The sequence below is a fragment of the Streptomyces sp. P9-2 genome (assembly GCF_051903975.1).
Taxonomy (GTDB): domain Bacteria; phylum Actinomycetota; class Actinomycetes; order Streptomycetales; family Streptomycetaceae; genus Streptomyces; species Streptomyces cellulosae.
Map to the genome: position 1 here is coordinate 125,288 of NZ_CP192633.1, position 21,610 is coordinate 146,897.

Consider the following 21,610-nt stretch of genomic DNA (forward strand, 5'->3'; position numbering starts at 1 on the left):
CGTGATCACTCGTACTCGCGCAACAGCTCTTCGATCTTGCGGTTGGCGATCTCTTGGCGCCCGTCGAGGCACTTGGCGTAGCGACTTAGCAGGACTTCGACGCTGTTCCCAGCTCGCTCGGCGACCTCGGTCGGGTCCACCCCGGAATTGAGCCAGGTAGACAGGGCGGAGTGCCGGAGGTCGTAGGGCCGGGCGGCGAGCGGGGATGCGACCGCGGCCGGCGGGAGCGCCAGCGCACGGGCCTCCTGCCAGACGCGGTAGTACGTCGAGGAACCGACCACTCCCCCGCGTTCATTGGTGAACAGTCGCCCATCCTCGGCGGTGCCGAACGTGTCGAGGTGCTGACGGAGGATCGCGACGAGCTGGGGCGGGATCGGTACGAGCCGGACCTCCTCCGCCGGGCGGTTCTTCAGGCCCCGGTCGTCGTGAGTCTCGCCGGAGTTCGTCCACTGCTTGCCGACACTGGGGCGCGTCCGGTTCAGCAGAATCGTCCCCCACCCGACCTCGGGCAGCTTCACGTCCGCACTGGTGAGGCCGACGACCTCAGCCGGTCGCAGAGCACCGTAGTACATGCAGGCGAACAGACCGACGAGTCGGCGGCCACGCGCCCGGCCGTACCCACCGACGTACGAGACCGCGGTCAGCAGGGAGCGAGCCTGCTCGGGATTGGCGACCACCCGGGGATCCACCTCCCCGGCGACCTTCGGCTTCTTCCACCGGATGCCCGTGACCGGGTTCTCCTTGAACTCCCCAAGGTCCACCGCGTAGTGCAGCGCGTTGACGAGCGTCCGGCGCTTGCGCCGGACGGTCTCCGCGGCCGCCGCCGTCCCGTCGAGCCTCAGCTTGAGCGAGTCCAGGACGGCCCTGCCGATCGCGGCGTCACCGAGGTCTGAGAGCGGACGTGACGCCTTGGTCACCCAGTGCAAGGTGTTCGCGATCTCGCTCGGCAATTCTCGCTCGTCCGGACCCGGGAGGATGAAGGCCCAGTTGCGAAGAGCCTTCCTGATCAGTTCCTCGGACGGCTGCCCCGGACGTTCGTCGAGGAGCGCCATCGTCACGGCGGTCAGTGCCTCATTGATGCCGTTGCGCGTGTTCGGCGCCGCGTGCGGCCACTTCATGGCGAGGTACTTCAGAGCGAAGGCGTACCAGGTCATCGAGGCCGCTTTTTCGACCATCGAGTCGGGCAGCCCTGTCACCGTGTCGAACTCTTCGCCGGCATGAGTGGCGCGGAGCAACTTGGACCGGTAGTGATCCGCTAACCCTTTGGTGCGGAACTGTTCGGAGAACACGTTTCCGGCGACAGTCCATCGGACGTCGTAAGACGACTTCTTGGTGCTCCTCTTCCGGACGCCCCACACCTTCACGTCGAGTGACTTCACGCCGCTGCCTCCAGTTGCCGGAGCCAGGTGGTGAAGTCGCTCCGCCAGACTCGCAGCTCACCGTTAGGCAGCTTGAAAGCCGCCGGTCCATGGCCCAACTCGCGCCAGCGGTAGAAGGTGCGCCGGGAGACACCGCCCAGCTCGTCGAGGACCTGGGGCACGGTCATCAGTTCGTCGCGTCGGTGGTCCATGTCGGTTCTCCTTCCGTTCCGGGGGCGGGTTCGAGGGAGGCGGTGAGCCAGGCCTCAGCGCTGCTGAGACCGGTGCCGGCGAACACCCAGTGGGCGAGGACGAGCGTGGTTTCGCCTTCCTGCGGCATGGCCGGAGCGGCTTGGGCACGGCGCCATTCGGCGCGGGCGTCGCGGAGGGCGCCGAGGGTGGTGGAGTAGCGGCGGGACTTGGTGGAGAAGTGGCCGCGGAAGCCGAGCACGTGAGCCCAGGCCCGCAGGCGAAGGTCTGCCAGCTCACGGCGTGCGCCCAGGGCCCAGGCGGTGCGGATCATGCGCCGGGCGTGTTCGGTGATCCGCGCTTGCGCCAGCTCGGCGAGGAACCGTAACGGCCGGTCGAGGGTGCCCGTCGCCGTCTCGGCTCCTTTGGTGGCGTACTTGGCGACGTACGACGCGACGGCCCGCTCGGTCAGCTCCTGGCCGTCGTCGAAGTCGGCGGAGCGGATCGGACGCACGTCGAGTTGGCGGCCGAAGACGAAGCCGTGCGGCCGACCGTCGACTTCCGGGCCCTCCACTCGCGCGGCAGTGGCGGCCGCGCGGATGGCGTCGGTGAGCAGCTCGGCCGTCGCCCAGATCGGGGGTGCAGTCTCGCCGCCTTCCGGGCCGTCGAGGCGGATGACGGCGTGGAAGTGGACGGCGCCCCGCTTCTGGTACTCGGCCACCTTCGCGAAGGAGACGCGCGCGTGATCGCGGAGGGCCCGTTGGGTGAGTCCGGCTCGCTTGGCGACCTCCCGGCGGAGGTAGATCGAGAAGCGCCGCCACAGAGCGCCGGCGTGCGCGTTCCAGAGCACGGCCGCTTCGTAGTCGTAGGCGTCCGGGTCGAGAGGTGTCCCCAGGGCCGGGTCCTGGTCGTCGTGGCGGATGCCGCAGCGGCAGGGGCGTCCGCTGGAGGGGCGATTGTGGACCGGGCCGAAGCTGGGGGCGGTGAAGGTGGCGAAGACACGCGGGTGCGTGGCGACCCGTTCGGGGGTGCCCTTGCCGCCACGCAGTCCGGCGGTGATCAGGTGGTAGGTGTCGCGTCGGTAGGTCTCGGCGCAGGCCGCGCACCGGGTGGCACGACGGTTGTTGCACCGGACGAGGAGCTGACCGGCCGGGAGGGCCGTGGAGTCCAGGTGGTGCAGGGTGCGGCCGATCTCGCCGGTCGTGGTGTCGATCTCGTATTCGGTGCGGTGGCCGTCGAGGCGAACAGGGTGAGTGCAGCCGCCCAGGCCGGACAGCTGGCGGGCCAGCTCGGGCAGAGTGCCGAGGGAGGCCAGCATGGAGAGTTCCGCCAGCGGGGGCGGAGCCTGCCGGGTAATGATGGGAGTTCCTTTCGACTGTTTCGGCGGTTGCGAGGGACGGCCCCGGGGCGGCGGGATGCTTGGCGGCGATTGCCGCCCCGGCGGCCGGTCAGCGCTTGTTCGCGCCGTTGATGAGCGAGCGCAGGACCACGGCGGCGATGGCCACGGACACGGCCGTGACGGCGACCGCCGCCAGGAGCGCGGTGAGCACGACCCCGACGACGACCACCGCGGCGACCGCGCCCACGTACGGGGTGAGGGAGCGGCCGGCGGAGGGCGCCGGGGTGTGGCTGTGCTGGGGGCTGATGGTGTTCGACGTGGGCAGGGTCGGGATGTCCGGCAGCTTGGGGCGGAGCACGGCGTACCTCCTTGTCAGTGGTGGGTGCCGTTGACGACGTCGACCCCGGAGCGAGTGCCGGAGTCGATCGCCGGGGCGAGGAAGGTCCGGGAGAGCAGGAAGCCGAACAGCGCGATCACGACGACGATCCAGACGCGGACGCCGAGGAACTTGATCGCGCCCCAGGCGATGAGACCCAGGACCAGGACGAGCGGCAGTGAGACGGTCACGGGAGCTCCCTCAGCGGACGCGGCAGCGGTGGGTACGGGCGGCCAGCTCGGCCGCGGCACGGGTGTCGTAGTCGGTGGAGAAGCCGCAGCGCGGGGCGGTGCAGGCCGCGGCGTGCCTCTCGCGGCCCCGGCCGTCGTAGTAGGTGGCGACCTGAACGGGGCCGATGCGGACGACACGGCGGAAGCCCGGGTTGGCGGGCATCAGGGCAGCTCCTTGGAGTCCTGGTGGTTCTCGCTGGTGAAGTCGGTGACGTGGTCGACCAGCCACCGCCGGATCTCCTCGCCCTCGTCGAAGTCGGCGGTGAGGATCACGGGTTCGGCGATGAGCATTGCTTCGGTGAGGCGGTTCTGTCGGGTCAGCTCGGCAGCGCGGTTCAGCGCGCGGAGCGTGGACGGACGCACGGTGGGATGTCCTCCGGGTCAGATGAGGTGGGCGGTGATGGCTTCGGCGAGCGGCATTGGGACGCCGAGGCGGGCACGCAGGGTCAAGGTGTCGATGGCTGTCCCGGTCCGCGTCCGGTGCTCGTCGGCGACCTTGCGGGCCAGGGCGACGAGGGCGGGCGGAATGGGCACAGAGGCAGGGACAGGGAGAGGTGTCGGCGAGGGCTCGGGATGCGGCTCGGGAGCCGGGTCGGTCGAGGCTCCGAGGTCGTCGCCGTCTGTCGGGACCGGTTCCGGCGACGGCTCTGGTGTCCGTGAGCCGTGCGCGAGAAGCGTTCCGCCGAGGAAGGCGATCGCAGGCCATCCGGCGACGAGGATGCGCAGCCAGTCCGGCACGTCGCCCAGGTCGAGAGGGCCGGCGGTCGCGACGTTCGCGCCGAGTGACGCGGTCAGGGCGACGACGAACCAGCACCAGGCGGCCGGCTTCGACCCGCCGGAACGGAGCCGGTGCCAGGCTGCGACGAGGAGCAGGTCGACGGAGACGGGGTAGGCCCACGCCTTCCATCCGCTCTGTCCTGCAGCCGCAGCCAGGTCGTGCAGGTGGGCGAAGGACAGGGCCCCGGCGATGACGGCTTGGACCAGGACCGCGTCCACGCGTACGGCGGGGCGGGCCATCAGGACGACTCGCCGGGGTAGTCCGGGCCGTCGTCGGGGTCGTAACCGGGCGGGAAGACGCCGGGCGGCGGCTCGGGCAGGGACACGACCAAGGACGGCGCCACGGATACGACGAACTCCTCGTCGGCACCCGAGGTGTCGGCGTAGAGGGCGAGTTGACCGAGTAAGGAGACGGTCCGGAGGAAGTCTTCGCAGTCGGGGCACATGGCGAGTGCTCTCCTTCTTTTGGGTATGACGGGGTAGGGATTCGGCGCGTGAGGACGGCACCGGTGCTGGGATCGGGCGTGGTTACTCGGTGACCGGCCGCGGACTGCTCGACGGCCCGGCGGGCTTCTCAAGAGCCGTAGGACGGGCGTACGGCCGGAAGGGTGAGAGGACCGGTACGTCGGGGGCGAGGTGAGCCGAGGCCCGGCAGGTGGCCGCAGCGTCGGCGAGGGAGAGGTTGGGGGTGCGGATGCGGGACCAGCCGCCCGAGGTGTCACCTACGATGGCGAGGCCGGGTCGCTCGGAAGCGATCGCGCAAGCGGCGGATACGGCCTCCGGGGCGATGTCCCCGAGTGCCATCTTGGCGGACGCCTCGTCGTTGACCCGGTGGCAGACGCGGCCGGTGAGCTGCGCACGCAGCATGGTCGCGCCCTTACCCAGCTCCGCGCCGAAACGCTGTCCGCAGACCTCCAGATAGATGCCGGCCGCTCGGCCGAGCTGGGCGAGTCGGATGAGCTGGGTCACCATCTCGTCACGGCGTTCTTCCTCCTTCCGCGTCGCGACGAGGAAGAGTTCCGCCACCTCGTCGACGAACAGCACGACGGGCGCCGGACGTTCGACTTCCGGCAGGCCCCAGATGTCGGAGGTGATCAGTTCGTCCGGGGTGCCCGGGGCGACTCCCTGCCGGGCCTTAGACCGTGTCCTACGTGGTGAGGCGGACGAGCCGCTTGTAGCAGCACAGGGTGGCGGCGAGTCCGAGAAAGGCCAGGTAGTTGCGGGGATCGCGTTCGTAGCGAGGACTCAGGCGGCGGTAGCCGGACAGCCAGGACATCGTCCGTTCGATGACCCAGCGGCGGCGCCCTAATCGTTCGCTGGACTCGATGCCCTTGCGGGCGATGCGCACGCCGATCCGCTTGCCGCGGAGCCATCTGCGCAGGTCGGCCCGGTCGTAGGCTTTGTCGGCGTGCAGGCGTTGCGGCTTGAAGTACCGGCCGTTGTGGGGGTCGTGTCTCGTTTGGTGACCCTCCACCATCGGCTTCAGTCCTTCGCTGTCGTGGGTGTTGCCGGCGGAGACTCCGACGAGGAGGGGCAGGCCGTTCGTGTCCGACAGGATGTGCATCTTGGAACCCGGCTTGCCCCGGTCCACGGGGCTCGGACCTGTGTGTTCGCCCCCTTTTTCGCCCTCACGTGGGCGGTGTCGAGCACGACGCGGGTGACGTCGAGGAGGCCGGCGTCGTCGAGCCGATGCAGCACGGCCTCGTGCAACCGCCCCCAGACACCGGCTCTCGACCAGATCAGGAACCGCCGATGGGCGGTCGACTTCGAGACGCCGAAGCAGGGCGGCAACGCACGCCAGGCGCAGCCGGACACCAGGACGTAGATGATCGCGGCGAACAGCGTCTCATCAGGCGTGTCCTGTGTTCCGCCGCCCTGCGGCCGCACCTTCGACGGCGGGATCAGCGGCTTCGCGATCTCCCACAACCCGTCCGGAACAATCCAACTCCACGTACCCCGCCCCATGAACGAAACAACGACGCCTCACCACGTAGGACACGATCTTAATCAGGTCGTATCGGTCCTCCATTTCCTTGACGAGCACCGGCAGCAGCTCGGCCGCCTGGTCGGGGTCGGTGGCGAGCGCGGACAGCCGGGCGGCGAACGGTGCCAGTTCGACACCGCGCTTGCAGTCGATGCCGACCAGGGCGACCGACTGAGCGGCCAGTCCGGCGAGCAGGTTCCGCAGGTACATGGACTTGCCCGACAGCGTGGCGCCGAGGACGAGTTCATGCGGTACGACGCGGTAGTCGCGGACGTAGGGGATCGCGTCCTCTCGCAGGGCCACGGGGACTTGGAGCAGCCCTAGGGCCGTACGACTGCGGGCCATCCGCACCTTCCGTAGAACGTCGAAGCCGACGAGCCGCAGTTCGACGACCCCGGGCTTGACGTCCCGGACGTGCACGGCGTGGACGCCCCATGCGTGCCGCAGCCGTTCGGCCGAGGCCGCCACATCCGCCGGCTCTTGGCCGGGAGCCAGACGCAGTCGCATACGGAGGCCGGTCGCCGTGGGCCGGAGGAGGCCCCGGCGGGGCGGAACCGGCCGGACCTCCCGCCGGGTGGTGGCCTTGACGGCCAGGGCACGCCACCGCAGAGGCTCAACGGTCAGGCCGCAGGCGTCCATCGTCGAGGTGTACGAGGCCAGCAGCCGGGCCACCGACACCGGGAGCCCGACCGTGGACCAGTACGCCGCCGGGTGAGCGTGCCGGACGTAGGCCGCGCCGCCTATCGCAGCGAGCGACCCGCCCAGCTCGGCCACCGTCGCCAGGTCCGTCACGTCGATCAGCCCGCCTGAGCCATCGGGAAGTCGCCAGGGGCGACGGCGGTGGCCCGGTAGGCGATGCCGTGGCGCTGCTGGCCGTTGAACACGCTCTCCCACGGTCGGGCCACCAGTCCCGGCAGCGCGACCGGAGCGCCGACGGTCAGCCCCTCCGTGACTCCGCTCTCCGGGATGGTGACCTGGATCAGCGACGACTCGCCCTCGTCGATGTAGACGACGCCGACGGTCATCAGTGCCTCGCCGCTCACGGCGTCCTTCGCGATCTCACCGGTCTGCCGGTCGCGCACCTTCGGCGCCGGCGCTTCGGTGAGCAGGATCGTGGCGGTCGAGGCGTCAATACGGATCACACGCACTGAGATGTCTCCTTCTGAGTCAGCCAACCAACCTGACAGGTTGACTTAGCAAGCTCGAAGCTAGGGTTGCCAGGTTGACTTGTCAAGCGTGATTCGAGAGCGATTTGAGGCGCCGTCAGGCAGCTTCAGTTCAAGCGGTAGGTGTCCTCAAGTTCCTGCCGATCGGCAGGAAGGAGCACGTCAGAGACTTGCAACGCTTGCCCGGAGGCGTCGCAGGCGACCACGAGGACGCTCAGGACGGGGACACCGTCCGGTAGCCCGAGCAACGCCGCTTCGGCAGCGTCGGGCAGCCGCGCGGAAACCCGTTCCGTCACGTGATCGAAGCGCACCTTCTTGCGCGCCTCCAGGTGCTCGCGCACGCCGGTCGTCAACGCATCACCGCTGGCCAGCTCGGTCCCCTCGACGAGGCCGGCGGGGAAGTACGACGAAACCAGCTCGACCGCTTCGCCGTCCTCTTCGACCAGGAACCGACGCATGGCGACCTTGGCTCCCTTGGGCAGCCCCAGAGCTGAAGCCACACGCGCCGGAACCGCAACCTGACCGACCTCGACCAAACGCCCGGGGGTCTGCGACTCGTCACGCGCCAGGACCTCAAGCCCGCGCCGATCCTTCTCCTCGACAACCGCGGGCCGTCCGCGCACGATCGTCCCGTACCCCTGCCGGGACTCCAGCCAGCCGTCCCGCTTCAGCAGCTCCAGCGCCCTCACGACCGTGGGGCGTGACATCCCGAACGCCTGCACCAGCTGGTTCTCACTGGGAACCCGCGTGCCAGGCGCGTACGTACCGTCCTCGATGCGACGCTGAATCGTCACCGCGAGGCGCACGTACTTGGGTGGCTCCACTTCATACGCCATGAACGCCGCCTGTCGAGATTGGCCAAGTCAACCGGTCAACCAGACTAGCGACTATCCCAGCGCGACAGTAGAAGCGGGGCACACCTCCCTCATACAGGCCAGGCATCGGCCATCACGAAGGAGACCACCGTTCCCCCGAAACGGCTCGGCCCGGAATGCCACGACTCGGCGATGGAGTCGACTAGGAGCAGCCCGCGCCCGTGCGCGTCACTGGCGTCCGGCCGGCGAAGGCGCACGCTCGCCGGGAACCCCGGGTTGTGCACCTCCACACGCAGCGAAGTGGCCTCCCGGAACCACTCCACACGCACTACCCACGCCTCGTCTGCCCGCCCGTAGAGGATCGCGTTGGTCACCAACTCCGAGATCATCAGCGTGCAGTCGTCGACCGAGCAGGCCGGGTTGTACGGGGCGATGAACTTCCGGAACCAGCGCCGGGCTCGGGGCACCGACTCCGGAGTCGGATGTAAGGTCATCGCCCCCAGCCGCGGCGAGTCCTCGCTGGGACAGCGATCGATCACGTAGGCCATCCACGCTCACTCCTTGCCGCTGCCGTCGCAGTCGAGGCAGCGCCGCTTCGACGAGGCACGCGTGCGGTCGTTTACGGTGGCGAGGGCCACCGACGTACGCGAACTGACGCGTTTCCAGCCGCGCCCCCGGCATCCCCGGCAGGCTAAGCGCGTGCCCTGATCCGGTCGCTGACTCGTCACGCCATGCCCCCTTCTCCAAGTGGCATTAGCCACTTGCCCCGCGCAAGCCGTTCGCGCGAACTAGCCCGCCATCAGGTGAGGGGGTAGCCCTGCTCGAACGCCCAACGGTGCGGCGGATAGGTCGCCTCGGCGAACTCCAGCGGCCTGTCCTGGAGGTCATAGACCACGTGATGAACGACCAACACGGGCGAACCGGCGCCCAGTTGCAGGTCAGCCGCCTCTTCGTCGGTGGCACTCCGGGCACACATGCGGTCCTCCGCGTAACTGCCCTTCCGCCCCGCCATGTTCTCGACGTACATCAGCGTCCCTCCCTGGATCCGTTCGGGTTCCAGGAGCTTGGGCGCGCGCTGGCCGACGTCCGGCGCGAACCACGACGTGGAGAGGGTGATCGGGCCGTCCTGATTGTTGGTCACCCGCCGGCGGTGCACGGCCCTACGATCCTTCGACAGCCCCAGGGCCTCAGCGACATGATCGGGCGCGTCCATCCAGCCCGCCGACATGATCACCGCGTACTCGCCGGGCGTGTAGATCTTCCCCGTCTGCCGAGCGCGACCCTACAACTCCCGGGCCCGCCGATTGACTTCCAGACTCCGCACATAGGTACCCGACCCCTGGCGCTTCTCGACGAGGCCCTGATGGCTCAGCGCCTCCAGCGACCGGGCCGCGGTAGGCCGGGACACCTTCCAGTCCGCCGCCAGCTGCCGTTCCGAGGGCACCTCGTCCCCCGCCCGCAGGTCACCGCGAAGGATCTGATCACGGATGTAGTGGGCGATCTGGAGATACTTCGGCTGAGCCTCCTCGATCTGCGGCACGACCCCTCCTCGTTTAAGTGGCTATGGCCTCTGGCCACTATAGGGTGAGTGGCCAGCACCGAAGCCCGTAGTGTGGAACCATGACGCGGTTGATCGTCGCAGCAGGAGGAGGGGGCGACGCAGTCGCCGCCGCAATGCTTCACGCCGCGCTGTACGGCGACGAGGACCAGGCGGTGATCCTCACGTACGCCTGGGACCGCCTATTGGTCGACCCAGTCCCGGGCCCGCGAGGAGCCGACAACTTCACTGGGCTCGAACCCCTCACGCACTCCGTCTGGTCGGTGCCGGCCAAGGCGCAGCCAATCGCGCCGGCAGGCTCCACGCTCCCCCGACTCGCGGCAGAGCTCCCGCACACCTTCGCCTTGCTCGACCCGCACCACGGCGCCGAAGGCATCACGCGCCAACTGGAAGAGCTGGCGGACCACTTGGCCCCCACGTCGATCGATCTGCTGGACGTCGGCGGCGACATCCTCGCCCGGGGCGACGAACCCACGCTCAAGAGCCCACTCGCCGACGCCCTCACCCTCGCCGCCTGCTGCCAGGTCAACGCCCCGATCCGGTTGCTGATCGCAGGCCCGGGCCTGGACGGCGAGATCCCACCCGACGACCTACGCCCCCTGCTCGGTGCCCTCGTCCACACCTTCACAGCGAAGGACGTGGAGACGATCGGCAACGTCTTGGAGTGGCACCCCTCCGAAGCAACCGCGATGCTCGCAGCGACAGCCCGCGGAGCCCGGGGCATCTGCGAGGTACGCGACGCCGGCCTTCCCGTACCCCTGACGGACGAGGGACCCACGGTCCACGAAGTCGACCTGGACGACGCGGTCAGCCGCAACAGCCTGGCCCGCGCCATCATGACGACCGCCACTCTGGAAGAAGCCGAGGCATACAGCCGCGAGATCTGCGGCTTCTCGGAAATCGACTACGAGCGCAACAAGGCAGCCTGGCTCACCGAGCAGCGGCCCACGAAGCTCGATCCCGCCGACGTGCTGTCGCGACTCGACGAGTTCCAGACCGAGGCCCGAGCCCGCGGAGTCACCCACACGACATTCCGCCACATCACCGAGGCCCTGAACCTCCGCGGCTCCCAGCGAGACGAGCTACGCCAAATCCTCATCGGCAGCCGCCCAGAGCAGTACGCCGCTCCCCTGTGGTGCATCCCAGCCGACGACTGAGTTACAACCTTCTTCACGGGTTCAAGGCGGCTCGCTCCGCTCCCCGCGGGCGGCCCGGCCCCCGGCCGGGCCTGCGCTCCTGTCTCCGCCCCGCTCCAGCACGGCCGGCGCCCATGCCGCGCGCACAGTAATTAGCCAACTGCCCTCAGAGAAGGAAACGTCGTGGCTGGGGGCTCCACGGCTTTAGCCACCTCCCCGGTCCGGGTCCCGCGTCGAGCAAGACCAGGGGGCCACTCGTGCACATTGCGGGCAGGTCCAAAGCCTGCCCGAGTTGCCAACCAGCGTACGGCCCCCTGGTCATGCTCGACCCCAGACCGGGCAGGCCACCGGCCAAACCCGCTCCGCCGACACCGACAGCCGACCACGCGTTAGGTGCGGTTTGAAACTACAAGCACAGAGATCGTCCTGTGCCGCTGACATCGAGCGACGCCTCGTCATATCCTCGTGCCCTGAGCCCGGTTGGACTGTAGGGGCAGTCAAGGGCCAACGGCTAGGGACCTACGCAAGTCGCACCACCCGGTGGCACACCTGCGGGCCTAGGGCTACGCCGACTGCAGTGTGGGGGTGGGACCATGGCAGTTGAACTGCCTGAAAAGGGCGCACAGGTGCGTGTGGACGGCGCCCTCGTCACCGTGCGCGACGCTGATCACGCAGGAGACGGCACCATTGAGTTGTTCGTCGTAGATGCCGCCGGAGCGCCTCAGCGCATCCTCCTGACAGATGACCAACTGGCCAAGAGTCTGGTCCCTCTCAACGATCGCGGCGGGGATCCGGAGCGCGCACTGACAGGCCTCTGGGGACGTTGGATGCAGCACGCCGTGCCTCGCATCCGTTCCGCCGTACTAGCAACGCGCCCTCTCAAGCCCTTCGCCCACCAAGACGAGGCCGTCCACGGATTCATGTTGAACCAACCCCGTCTCCGCTTCCTACTTGGGGACGAGCCGGGAACCGGAAAAACAATCATGGCCGGTATGTATCTGACGGAGGGGCGAAGAATTGGGCTGATCCAAGGGCGAACAGCAATTGTCGTCCCAGCACATCTAGTCACCAAATGGGAACGCGACCTGCTACGCCTCTTTGGGGTGCAAGCAAAGCGCATCACCACGACGGTCGCCGTCGATCCTGCCGATCTAGATCCCCGATTTGACACCTGGATAGTTTCCCTAGACCTATATACGCATAACGCCGAAGTGCGGCGCAAGGTAGCAGGATCGCGAAGCTCTTGGTCCCTGGTCATCTTTGACGAAGCCCACAGGCTCACCCCAACAAGTCAATTTCTTTCCGCTGGGCGTCAGCTCGCTGACTGCTCACATCACCTGCTCCTCATGACTGCGACACCCCACCGCGGAAAGGAGCACTATTTTCGCGGACTGATGAACCTGCTAGATCCCACCCTCTATCCGTGGGATCCCCGCACGAGTGACTACGACACCGCCTTGGTGCCCTCGAAGCTGTCCTTCCTCCGCCGAATGAAAGAGGACCTTATCGATCACGACGGAACCAAACTCTTCAAGCCGAGGTTTTCAGAAACCGTACCCGTGACACTCAACAGACACGAATCAGCAGCATACGACGCCGTCATGGGATATGTAGAGACATTCTATAGCGACACTGCAACTCTTGCGAGATCCATCTACGGCAAGCGGGCCGCATCATCCCTTTTCGCAGCAGCGGCTACATTGCGTCGCCGTCAAGCATCTCTTAAGGCAGCTGGGCATCAACGGTCACAGCCGGTTCTCCCCGACGATCTCATAACAACGGATGGTCTCGGCATCGCAGCCGATGACGACGAGGCATGGACCAAGGCGGAGCACGCTTTGGTAACCTCGCGCACCAAAAATAAGACCCTTGAGATGACTCACATCGAGTCCCTTCTCCACACATTGTCTAAGGCCCAGTCTGCCGAAACTTCCGCCAAGTGGATAAATCTGACACAGATCATGGAGCGGCACCATATAGAGGCCGACGGCACGGGGCAACTGCTTGTTTTTAGCGAGTTCGCGGACACTGCCCGGTGGCTGAAAGGACGATTCGAGGAATCGGGATACAGTACCGAAATTCTGGACGGGTCGATCAACCATACGGAGCGCGATGCCCTGCAAGAGGGATTCCTGGCAGGAAATTTTCAAGTACTGATCTCCACCGATGCTGGCGGAGAAGGCATCGATCTGCAATCCGCTCACGTGATGGTGGACTGGGATCTACCTTGGTCAATGGTTCGGCTTGAGCAACGGATGGGGCGGCTACATAGGATCGGCCAGAAAAATCCTGTACATGTATATCACTTGGTGGCGCCTCATACTCGAGAAGGTCGCGTCCAACAAGTTATGCTCACAAATCTCGAAAACGCCAGTAGATCCCTTAAGGGGAAGATCTACGATCTCCTGGATGCAACAGCTGAACGCGCAGGTTTTGACTGGGGAAAAGCTATGGTCGACGCGCAGGCTGGCCGCGAAGTCACCATACCCGACGCTAATACGCTGATCGCATCTGCACAAGCGCTTGTCGCCGAGGAGGGCACCCTAGCTTCGCCGGCCAACGTCACGGAAGCTCTGGAAAGATTCGCGGCGGACCGTCTTGAGGCTATCAATCCCATCATCGTCGAAGCGATGGTGGACCAAGTCGCCCGAAGCGAGGGATGGAGCGTGGGACCGGGTCCAGCAAAAGGGATCCGCTCCGTGGAAGCAACCCAAGCACCGCTACCCGGAGCACTCGGAGGCTCGTGGCATGCACACGTTGCCGCTGCTGGCGATTCGGTGCGCCAGGCCATCAATGACGGGGCAACCGGTCTTGATGACGTCATCGTTCTCGGACCGACTGAAGAACCATTTCAAGAGCTAATAAGGCACGCACTGGCAACTGGCGAAAGCGATCTCGTCCGGGGTACTGCACTTATAGATCACGGATCTCTGACCTCGTACGTGCTGACGCTGTTCGATGCAGACATTCAAGTGCACGATGGTCGAACGAGAACCATCCAAAAAGCACCTCTTCTGATCCGGTGTTCTCTTGGGCAAGCCGTTCCCGTCGCCTGGGATAGTCTCATGAAGCTGCGCGCGCCCGACCGGAACGATCCAGTCTCATCCGGTCCGCATTCTCTTCCACCCGGAATACGCCATGATGCACACAACGCTGCTCGGTCGACATTGCGGCAGCAGGTCTCGTTTCTAAAAAACGAGCGACAATCGTGGATAGAGGCGGCGCGTTCTCAACTGGATGCCACACAATACCGTTTCGAGGAATCCATAGCGGACCGACCACTAGAGGAAAGACGGGTCCTGCTAGAGCAGTTCGCTGCCTCGAAAGCATCTCGGGAAACAGTTCTCGAAGACATCGCAGGAGTAACAGCCAGTGCCGTGCGGCTCGTCGGCTGGGTAAGCGTAACTGGCGGCGCCCGCCTCGAAACGCTTGGCTATGACCCAGATGCTGAAAAGGTAGCCATCGCAACAGTCGTGAGCGAGCTGGAGCGTCACGGTTTCGACGTCGATGATCGCCAGAATGCAGGTTTGGGTTATGACCTTTACGCCCGCCACCGGTCAACACGCGAACAACGGCTAGTAGAAGTGAAGGGGCAACAAGGCTCTCTGCGGTCCATCTGGCTGGAACAAAACGAGTGGGCGCAGGCGCAACAGAGATCCGACACATATTGGCTCTATGTAGTCACCTCATGCGCGACTCAGCCCACGGTCGTACTACGCCAGCAGGATCCTGCCGACGCCTTCAGAGGGCCGCGACGGATTGAACGCTTCCAAGTCCCCCTCTCAGAACTCAATCGCCTAATTGGAGAACAGAAGTGACAAAAGGTCCCGATAGGCGCACCGCCGGCAGCAGCACGTCAGATGCGCAAAGTGAACCAGCCGGGCCGGCCCCTGATGCTGCCGCAAGGATGATCGACACTTGGTTCCCTTGTGCTGAGGTTGACGCAGCTGTGGCGACGCCCACGGGGTCAGGCCGGAGCGAGAAAGCCCTATTCACTTGGTTCGCCTCACGGCCGATTGCCCAGGCTCGCGCCGCCGTACTGTGTGCGCTCTTGCCCGATACGCCCATGAACCGGTCTGACATCAAACTGGCAGTATTGAGCAGCGATACTGGAGCGATGGCGCGGTTGCGGGAAAGAATCGCAGCCCAATATCCAGCTAAGCCGCCGGTCGTGCTCGACATGTTCTCAGGCCGTGGAATCATTCCGCTTGAGGCTGCGAGGTTCGGGGCGACTGCCGTAGGAACCGACCTATCTCCAGTCGCCACTTTGGCGGGCCGGCTATTGGCTGATTATCCCTTGCGCGATTGGTCGGGTGAACCCTCTTTGCCTTTCGCCAGCACTTCTATCCTAGAGGTGGAAGAAGACGAGACGCGAGACAGCTCCACAACCTTGGACTTCGATGTCGCCACCACGTCAGGTCACGAATCGCGACTCGTGACGGATGTCCGGCTGGTACTCACCGAAATTGGCCGCCGAGTTGAGGAGCTTGTAGCGCCGTTCTATCCGCCGGCGAGCAATGGGAAGCGCCCATGGGCATACCTTTGGGCGGTAACCGTACCTTGTGACGGTTGCCATCGCCGCTTTCCACTTGTTGGATCAATGACACTACGACACCCCTATATGCGCACGGGAGACACTGGTCAGTCCATGCACCTTGTCACAAACGGCGACACATGGCGGGTCGAAATTCACCCAGGGGCGCCCACACAGGACGCAACCTTCACGGCGCCTCCCGGCAAGCGGGGTAAATCGGCACGCTGCCCGTTTTCGAACTGTGGCCACTCGCATTCCCTCGATGTCGTTAAGGCAAAGGGGTTCGCCAATCAGTACGCAGATGCCATGCTGGCGGTCGCAGAAACAGACCAGGAAACCAATCAGAAGATTTTCAGGACTCCCCGTCCCGATGAAATAGAGGCGGCCGAAGGAGCTAACCCCCACGACCTCCCGACGTTTGATGGCTTGAGCGCGGTACCTGACGAGCCGATTCCTGATGGCAACAAGGACAACGTACGGGGAAGCGGATATGGCTATATGTCATATGGCTCACTGATGAACAAACGGCAATCGCTTCTGTTCGCCACGACCGCCCGCGTGATCCGTGACATCTATGACGAACTCGCGCTTGTCGTGTCGCCGGAATATGCAGCTGCTCTAGCAGGGTACGCCTCGAGTAATATCGTGCGACAAATCAAGCGCAGCACTCGCGGGGCCAGCAATCTTGCGCACGGCGCACCAAACGGGGCGCGGCAGAATCGCGTACAAGTCGATCACATCTTCTCGTCCCAATCCGTAGTTAAGCACCAGTTTGACTACCTCGAAGCCGGACCAGGGGAGGGGCCAGGTACCTGGCGATCAGTCTCAGCCAGTCTCCTGAACGCTCTCAAAAAGATCGTAGATGAAACGCACACGTCAGGCAGGCCGGGACGATTTCGTCGTGCTTCGGCAGTGGCCCTCCCGTACCGGGATGCAACAGTTGACGCCCTCGTATGCGACCCGCCTTACTATGACATGATCGCCTACGCTGACTCGTCGGACCTGTTTTACGTATGGTTTAAACGAGCCCTTGGAAAGTCCATGCAAGGTCTATTCGACGGTAGTGCTGACGGATCAGACGGGCTACAGGACAAGGCCGACGAAATCATTGTCAAGGGCCGCGGGGCAAAGGGTGCCGGGGATCACCGGTCCAGCGAAAAGCGGTACGAGGCGATGCTTGCGAGGTCTTTCACGGAAGCTCGCCGTGTGCTAAAAGCTGATGGACATCTCACGGTCATCTTCGGTCATTCGGATCCGGAGGCATGGAAGAGGCTCCTCACTGCCCTCACCGACGCGGGATTCGTAGTGACGTCCTCGTGGCCCTCCAGGACAGAAACTGCCGTGACTGGTGTGGCCACAATCTCAGTGACCGTTTCAATTGGCGCCCGAGTCGCGCCAAGAACCAGGCCAGTGGGAATTGCGGCGCAGGTCGATGCAGATGTCATCGCCGACGTAAAGGCTCGTTGCCGTGGGTGGGACAGTGATGGCCTAGCGCTTGAGGACCAGCTCATGGCCTCGTATGGAGCAGCTCTCGCAATCGTGGGACGGTATGAGCGCGTCATCACCCCGAGCGGGGAACAGGTGCCTCTTGAGTACTACATGACGCTCGCCCGTCGCGCCGTGCGAGACGCAGTTGCGCTCCGGCTGGATGAGCTGCCTCTGGAGACCTTCGACCCGCACACGCGGCTTGCGGTCTTTTGGCACGAGCTCTATGGACGAGCAGACGTCCCCAAGGGCGAGGCCCGGTTCTTTGCGCAGTCCGATGACCTGCGACTTGAGGATCTACGTGGCCCGATTCTCACAGAGACCAAGGCTGGGTACCGGCTCCGTCACGACGCACCGAACAAAGTCACACCTGCTTCAAGCATGTATGAGGTGATCCGCGGAATGGCTGCCAGGTGGGGGGCCGGCACCGACGCCGTGGCAGCTGTGGTGGCTGACGCGGACCTTTCCCCTACAGACGCTCACCTCTGGGCCGTCATTGACTGGGTAGCCGCCAAATTGCCAGCTTCGGATCCAGTCGCAGTAGCCCTAGCCGCCATTAAACGGAACCGCGGAACTGTACAGGCGTCTGCCGCGATCGCGTCCGCTCCTACAGATCCAGCAGACGGTACTCGCAATCAGGAAAGCCTCTTCTAGGAGTTGATGTGACCGCTACCAACCCTGCCGTCGCTCACTGGGCCGAGGTGCTGACCCTACGCGACGAGGTCAGGCAGACTGATGGATCTGTCGGCGAACTGCAGATGAGTCTGGCCAAGGCCGTCTACCAGACGGTTCCCGTCCCCTACGCGAACATTGGTTACTACACAGATATCACCCAGCCCACTCCTAAACTCGTCGGCTTCCTTGGTCGCGTAGCCCGTCGTCTCGGTGTAAGCGACCTCGACGCACAGGCGTGCTTTCACCTCGATCAGGGTATGGGTGGCGGCAAGAGCCATGCTCTCGTTGGCATCTGGCACATGATCAGCCGCCCCGATGCCTTCTTCGGATCGGAACTGGGTCGAGCTGTTAGTTTGGCCGCTGGCTCCAGCCATCACCCTGTTGACCTGTCACGCGTGGTACCAGTCATCTTGACGTGCGACAGCATGTCGCCGGGCAAAAAGGATCCACGCTTCGGCCCAGCCACAGATTTGTTCGGTCGCTTCCTCTGGTTGCTATTTGCCGACCACACAGACCGAATGGGACGCTACCAGCACTACACCAGTCTCGGCGCCAACAAGAGCACGCTACAGGCGGCTTTCGCAGAGGTCGATCGGCCGGTTCTCGTGCTCATCGATGAGCTCATGGACTATGTCATGGCACTTACCGATGAGAGCGCCATCGGCGGCATGCCGGGTGAGCAGGCTTTCTTGAATGCGCTCACCGACGCCGTCGATGATCAGCCAAGTGTTGCTCTGGTTCTGGTGATGATCAAGAGCGAGGAGGACGAGAGCGGCTATCATCCCGCGGCTGAAGCTTTCCGCGACTATCTGAGTCCACGGCTGCAGCGCAATGGTGAGACAGTCACGGTCACCGAACCGTCCGACTTTGCTCAGATCATTCGGCGCCGCCTCTTCTCTCACACCGATATCCAAGACGTCGCTGCAGCAACCGCCGCAGCCTTCGTTGCGGCTGGCCAGGAAGAGGCGTGGAAAGACCAGGTCTACACGCCTTTGGGCAGCAAGCGGACTCTGGCCGGCCTGCCGGAGAGGATCGCCGATACTTATCCTTTTCACCCGGATCTGTTTGCATTGGTGAGTAAGGAATGGACTGTGGTGCAGGCTTTCCAGCGCGTACGGTCTACCGTCTCCATCTTTGCGCGAACTTCCCTTTACTGGAGCATCGAGCACGATGCGGGGCGTTGGGCACCTGCACTCATAGGCGTTGGTGACATTCCTTTGCACACCGATGCTCTGGAAGCCTTGCTATCCAGCGGTGTCCTCGCTGGCAACGACCGTGCCATTCAGGGTTACCGGGCTGTGGCGACCACCGACATCGTCAATACTGGGGGGCGAGGTGGAACTGCATATACCCTCGACATTTCTCTCAAGGAGAGCGGGGTAGACGCCGGACAGCCTTTCCCTGCCCGTCGTATGGCTACCGCATGCTTGGCGTACAGCCTTGTTCCGCGGCCCCGTGCGGCCCGAGGAGCGACAAAATCAGAGTTGCTGGCCGCAATCGCTGGGCCCGGTGTCTCTTATTCCTCCGCGGAAGAGGTATTCAATGCCCTTGTCGCAAGCCCTGCCGATGGCGGGCTGGGAGCGCTAGAACGTACACGACCTTCAGGACGAGTGCCTGGGCGATTTTACCTATCCATCAAACAGACGCTGAACATGTACCATGCGAACGCACTGACGATGGTCAGCGGCGACGATGCGCTAGATACCGTATGGACGCGTGCGCAGAATCTAGCGGACAAACAGGGGTTCTCCGCCCTGTACAAGGTGCCTCGTCCTCCCTCGGACATATCCACCGCCCAGGCGTTTGCCGGGTTGGACTCGCAGCAAACACGTTTGGTGATTCTAGACCCTCGGCGTTGGACTCTTTTGAATGGAAGGGACAGGGCGACCCGGGCCGACATTGACATGGTCTACGGCGTCTCTCCTGGACTACCAAGCACGTTCGCATCCTCACTGGTGATGGCGGTAGCCACCACCCAACGTCGTGATAGGGCTAAGGCGTTCGCCCGGGACTTCCTCGCATGGAACCAGGTCGTTGCTCAGTTGGCGGACGACAGCGACGAGCTCAGTGAAGCGCAGGCTCGCCGCGATGAGGCCAGCAAGAAACTGGACGAGGCTGTTACTAGAGCCTATCAGCATTATGCATTCGTGCTGCGTACGGATAACGGCCTCGTTGTGCAATACAAGACACTACCGGAACCGCAGACGTCACTTTCAGGTGGGCACGTATGGTCTGCGCTGGTATCAGACAAGCGGGCTGTACAAGCAAACCAGCTATCAGCTGACTACGTTGCGCAATTGATTCGGGCTGGCCGCTATGGACGCGATCTGACTCCAAAGGAGATTTTTGCATACCCGTATAGCGATCCAACTTGGCCTCTCATTCAGACCGACGAGGAGATGCGTGAGGCGCTGTTCAAGTTGGCAACCTCGTCTGAGTGGATGTTGACTGACAGTGACGGTCTAGAGATCCGGCCAAGTAGCCCAGCACAGATCCAGTCAGCTACACTCCAACAGCAACTCCGTCCCCGCTTGAGCGAAGAGCCGACAGAATCCAGTCGGCAAAAAGTAATCGCTGCCGAAGCGTTCGATCACAGAGCCAAAGGCCTCGACGGGCGGGTGGATTCTATTACTTCGGCCCAAGTTGAGGCGTCTCCCACCGCACGCTTTGATCGGCAAACCAACTCGGCTGAGAAATCCTTCGAAACAACTGTAATTGACCTTCCCTTCTCTTCAGTCACTGATCCCGCGAAACGGGACCAGGTCTGGCACTTTGTTCGCGAAATCGCTTCATTGATAGATCCAGCGAAGGAAGGTCAAAACGACGTGCAAATGGTTGGACTGCAGATAACGATATCGGCCGCATCCGGCGATACCCGATCCCTGATCGCAAAAGCCGAGCAAGTCCCCAACGCAACCAGTCAGACCGAGGACGATGATCTGTAGCTCAACAGACACGTTTCCGGCGTGAGTGGCACAAGTCAGCGTGCGTTGGTTCCTTCCTCTGCCAGCAAGGGAAGGAACCAACGTGTTCTAAGCGTGCTTGCCACTCAGCCGTACGTGGCCCGTCCGTGGACGAGCAACGGCCACTTGGCACTAAGATCGTGTCCTACGTGGTGAGGCGTCGTTGTTTCGTTCATGGGGCGGGGTACGTGGAGTTGGATTGTTCCGGACGGGTTGTGGGAGATCGCGAAGCCGCTGATCCCGCCGTCGAAGGTGCGGCCGCAGGGCGGCGGAACACAGGACACGCCTGATGAGACGCTGTTCGCCGCGATCATCTACGTCCTGGTGTCCGGCTGCGCCTGGCGTGCGTTGCCGCCCTGCTTCGGCGTCTCGAAGTCGACCGCCCATCGGCGGTTCCTGATCTGGTCGAGAGCCGGTGTCTGGGGGCGGTTGCACGAGGCCGTGCTGCATCGGCTCGACGACGCCGGCCTCCTCGACGTCACCCGCGTCGTGCTCGACACCGCCCACGTGAGGGCGAAAAAGGGGGCGAACACACAGGTCCGAGCCCCGTGGATCGGGGCAAGCCGGGTTCCAAGATGCACATCCTGTCGGACACGAACGGACTGCCCCTCCTCGTCGGCGTCTCGGCCGGCAACATCCACGACAGCGAAGGTCTGAAGCCGATGGTGGAGGGTCACCAAACGAGACACGACCCCTACCGCGGCCGGTACTTCAAGCCCCAGCGCCTGCATGCGGACAAAGCCTACGACCGGGCCGACCTGCGCAGATGGCTCCGGGGCAAGCGGATCGGCGTGCGCATCGCCCGCAAGGGCATCGAGTCCAGCGAACGATTAGGGCGTCGCCGCTGGGTCATCGAGCGGACGATGTCCTGGCTGTCCGGCTACCGCCGCCTGAGTCCTCGCTACGAGCGAGATCCCCGCAACTACCTGGCCTTTCTCGGACTCGCCGCCACCCTGTGCTGCTACAAGCGGCTCGTCCGCCTCACCACGTAGGACACGGTCTAAGTCGGCGCAGGATTTTCAACC

Annotated in this window: 18 protein-coding genes and 3 pseudogenes; 5 read left to right on the top strand and 16 right to left on the bottom strand. The window is 64.4% G+C overall.

The window, feature by feature from the left end; genetic code table 11:
- Positions 1–5: 5 nt before the first annotated feature.
- From ACQY0Z_RS00545 to ACQY0Z_RS00620, 16 genes and pseudogenes are all read right to left on the bottom strand, one after another.
- Entirely contained in the window at positions 6–1,379 is a 1,374-nt protein-coding gene (locus tag ACQY0Z_RS00545) for a tyrosine-type recombinase/integrase (protein ID WP_439811665.1), read from the bottom strand.
- Entirely contained in the window at positions 1,376–1,570 is a 195-nt protein-coding gene (locus ACQY0Z_RS00550) for a helix-turn-helix transcriptional regulator (protein ID WP_439811666.1), read from the bottom strand. The genes ACQY0Z_RS00545 and ACQY0Z_RS00550 overlap by 4 nt, the downstream gene beginning before the upstream one ends.
- Entirely contained in the window at positions 1,546–2,865 is a 1,320-nt protein-coding gene (locus ACQY0Z_RS00555; protein WP_439811667.1) for a replication initiator, read from the bottom strand. The genes ACQY0Z_RS00550 and ACQY0Z_RS00555 overlap by 25 nt, the downstream gene beginning before the upstream one ends.
- Before the next feature lie 130 nt (positions 2,866–2,995).
- A complete protein-coding gene (locus tag ACQY0Z_RS00560) occupies positions 2,996–3,244 on the bottom strand; it encodes a SpdD protein (protein WP_439811668.1) in 249 nt (82 codons plus the stop codon).
- Between the two features lie 14 nt (positions 3,245–3,258).
- Positions 3,259–3,453: a hypothetical protein gene (locus ACQY0Z_RS00565; protein ID WP_389582245.1), complete on the bottom strand. Its 195-nt coding sequence runs from the start codon at positions 3,451–3,453 to the stop codon at positions 3,259–3,261.
- A gap of 10 nt (positions 3,454–3,463) precedes the next feature.
- Positions 3,464–3,655, bottom strand: coding sequence for a mobile element transfer protein (locus tag ACQY0Z_RS00570; protein ID WP_439811669.1), 192 nt, complete (start codon positions 3,653–3,655; stop codon positions 3,464–3,466).
- Complete coding sequence (locus tag ACQY0Z_RS00575; protein WP_439811670.1) at positions 3,655–3,855, bottom strand: hypothetical protein; 201 nt, start codon at positions 3,853–3,855, stop codon at positions 3,655–3,657. The genes ACQY0Z_RS00570 and ACQY0Z_RS00575 overlap by 1 nt, the downstream gene beginning before the upstream one ends.
- Positions 3,856–3,873: 18 nt before the next feature.
- Complete coding sequence (locus ACQY0Z_RS00580) at positions 3,874–4,509, bottom strand: DUF2637 domain-containing protein (RefSeq protein ID WP_439811671.1); 636 nt, start codon at positions 4,507–4,509, stop codon at positions 3,874–3,876.
- Complete coding sequence (locus ACQY0Z_RS00585; RefSeq protein WP_439811672.1) at positions 4,509–4,715, bottom strand: hypothetical protein; 207 nt, start codon at positions 4,713–4,715, stop codon at positions 4,509–4,511. The genes ACQY0Z_RS00580 and ACQY0Z_RS00585 overlap by 1 nt, the downstream gene beginning before the upstream one ends.
- 82 nt (positions 4,716–4,797) lie before the next feature.
- Positions 4,798–5,406 (bottom strand): annotated as a pseudogene (locus ACQY0Z_RS00590) (FtsK/SpoIIIE domain-containing protein); the annotation flags it as partial.
- 10 nt (positions 5,407–5,416) lie between these two features.
- Positions 5,417–6,234, bottom strand: a protein-coding gene (locus ACQY0Z_RS00595; protein WP_439811673.1) for an IS5 family transposase whose coding sequence is annotated in 2 segments (ribosomal slippage) — positions 5,417–5,892 and positions 5,892–6,234 — 819 coding nt in all. Because the reading frame shifts where the segments join, the coding sequence is not laid out codon by codon here.
- A 37-nt stretch (positions 6,235–6,271) separates the two neighbouring features.
- Positions 6,272–7,045: pseudogene (locus ACQY0Z_RS00600) on the bottom strand (FtsK/SpoIIIE domain-containing protein); the annotation flags it as partial.
- Between the two features lie 5 nt (positions 7,046–7,050).
- Complete coding sequence (locus tag ACQY0Z_RS00605; RefSeq protein WP_389582263.1) at positions 7,051–7,401, bottom strand: SCO3933 family regulatory protein; 351 nt, start codon at positions 7,399–7,401, stop codon at positions 7,051–7,053.
- 125 nt (positions 7,402–7,526) lie between these two features.
- Positions 7,527–8,255, bottom strand: a complete 729-nt coding sequence (locus tag ACQY0Z_RS00610; RefSeq protein ID WP_389582265.1) for a GntR family transcriptional regulator — start codon at positions 8,253–8,255, stop codon at positions 7,527–7,529.
- An 89-nt stretch (positions 8,256–8,344) separates the two neighbouring features.
- Positions 8,345–8,782 (bottom strand): ATP-binding protein, encoded by a 438-nt coding sequence (locus ACQY0Z_RS00615; protein ID WP_439811674.1) that lies wholly within the window; start codon positions 8,780–8,782, stop codon positions 8,345–8,347.
- Between the two features lie 251 nt (positions 8,783–9,033).
- Positions 9,034–9,774: pseudogene (locus ACQY0Z_RS00620) on the bottom strand (GntR family transcriptional regulator).
- 80 nt (positions 9,775–9,854) lie between these two features.
- On the opposite strand from ACQY0Z_RS00620, the gene ACQY0Z_RS00625 reads away from it, so the two are divergent.
- From ACQY0Z_RS00625 to ACQY0Z_RS00645, 5 genes are all read left to right on the top strand, one after another.
- On the top strand, positions 9,855–10,949 hold the full coding sequence (locus ACQY0Z_RS00625) for a DUF1152 domain-containing protein (RefSeq protein ID WP_439811675.1): 1,095 nt from the start codon (positions 9,855–9,857) through the stop codon (positions 10,947–10,949).
- A 572-nt stretch (positions 10,950–11,521) separates the two neighbouring features.
- Positions 11,522–14,746, top strand: coding sequence for a helicase-related protein (locus ACQY0Z_RS00630; protein WP_439811676.1), 3,225 nt, complete (start codon positions 11,522–11,524; stop codon positions 14,744–14,746).
- 1,022 nt (positions 14,747–15,768) lie between these two features.
- A complete protein-coding gene (locus ACQY0Z_RS00635; protein ID WP_439811677.1) occupies positions 15,769–17,601 on the top strand; it encodes a hypothetical protein in 1,833 nt (610 codons plus the stop codon).
- An 8-nt stretch (positions 17,602–17,609) separates the two neighbouring features.
- Positions 17,610–20,567, top strand: a complete 2,958-nt coding sequence (locus tag ACQY0Z_RS00640) for a DUF499 domain-containing protein (RefSeq protein ID WP_439811678.1) — start codon at positions 17,610–17,612, stop codon at positions 20,565–20,567.
- A 192-nt stretch (positions 20,568–20,759) separates the two neighbouring features.
- Positions 20,760–21,577 (top strand): IS5 family transposase gene (locus ACQY0Z_RS00645; RefSeq protein ID WP_086020240.1). Its coding sequence is split into 2 segments (ribosomal slippage): positions 20,760–21,102 and positions 21,102–21,577, totalling 819 coding nucleotides; the frame shifts between segments, so codons are not numbered across the junction.
- Positions 21,578–21,610: the final 33 nt, after the last annotated feature.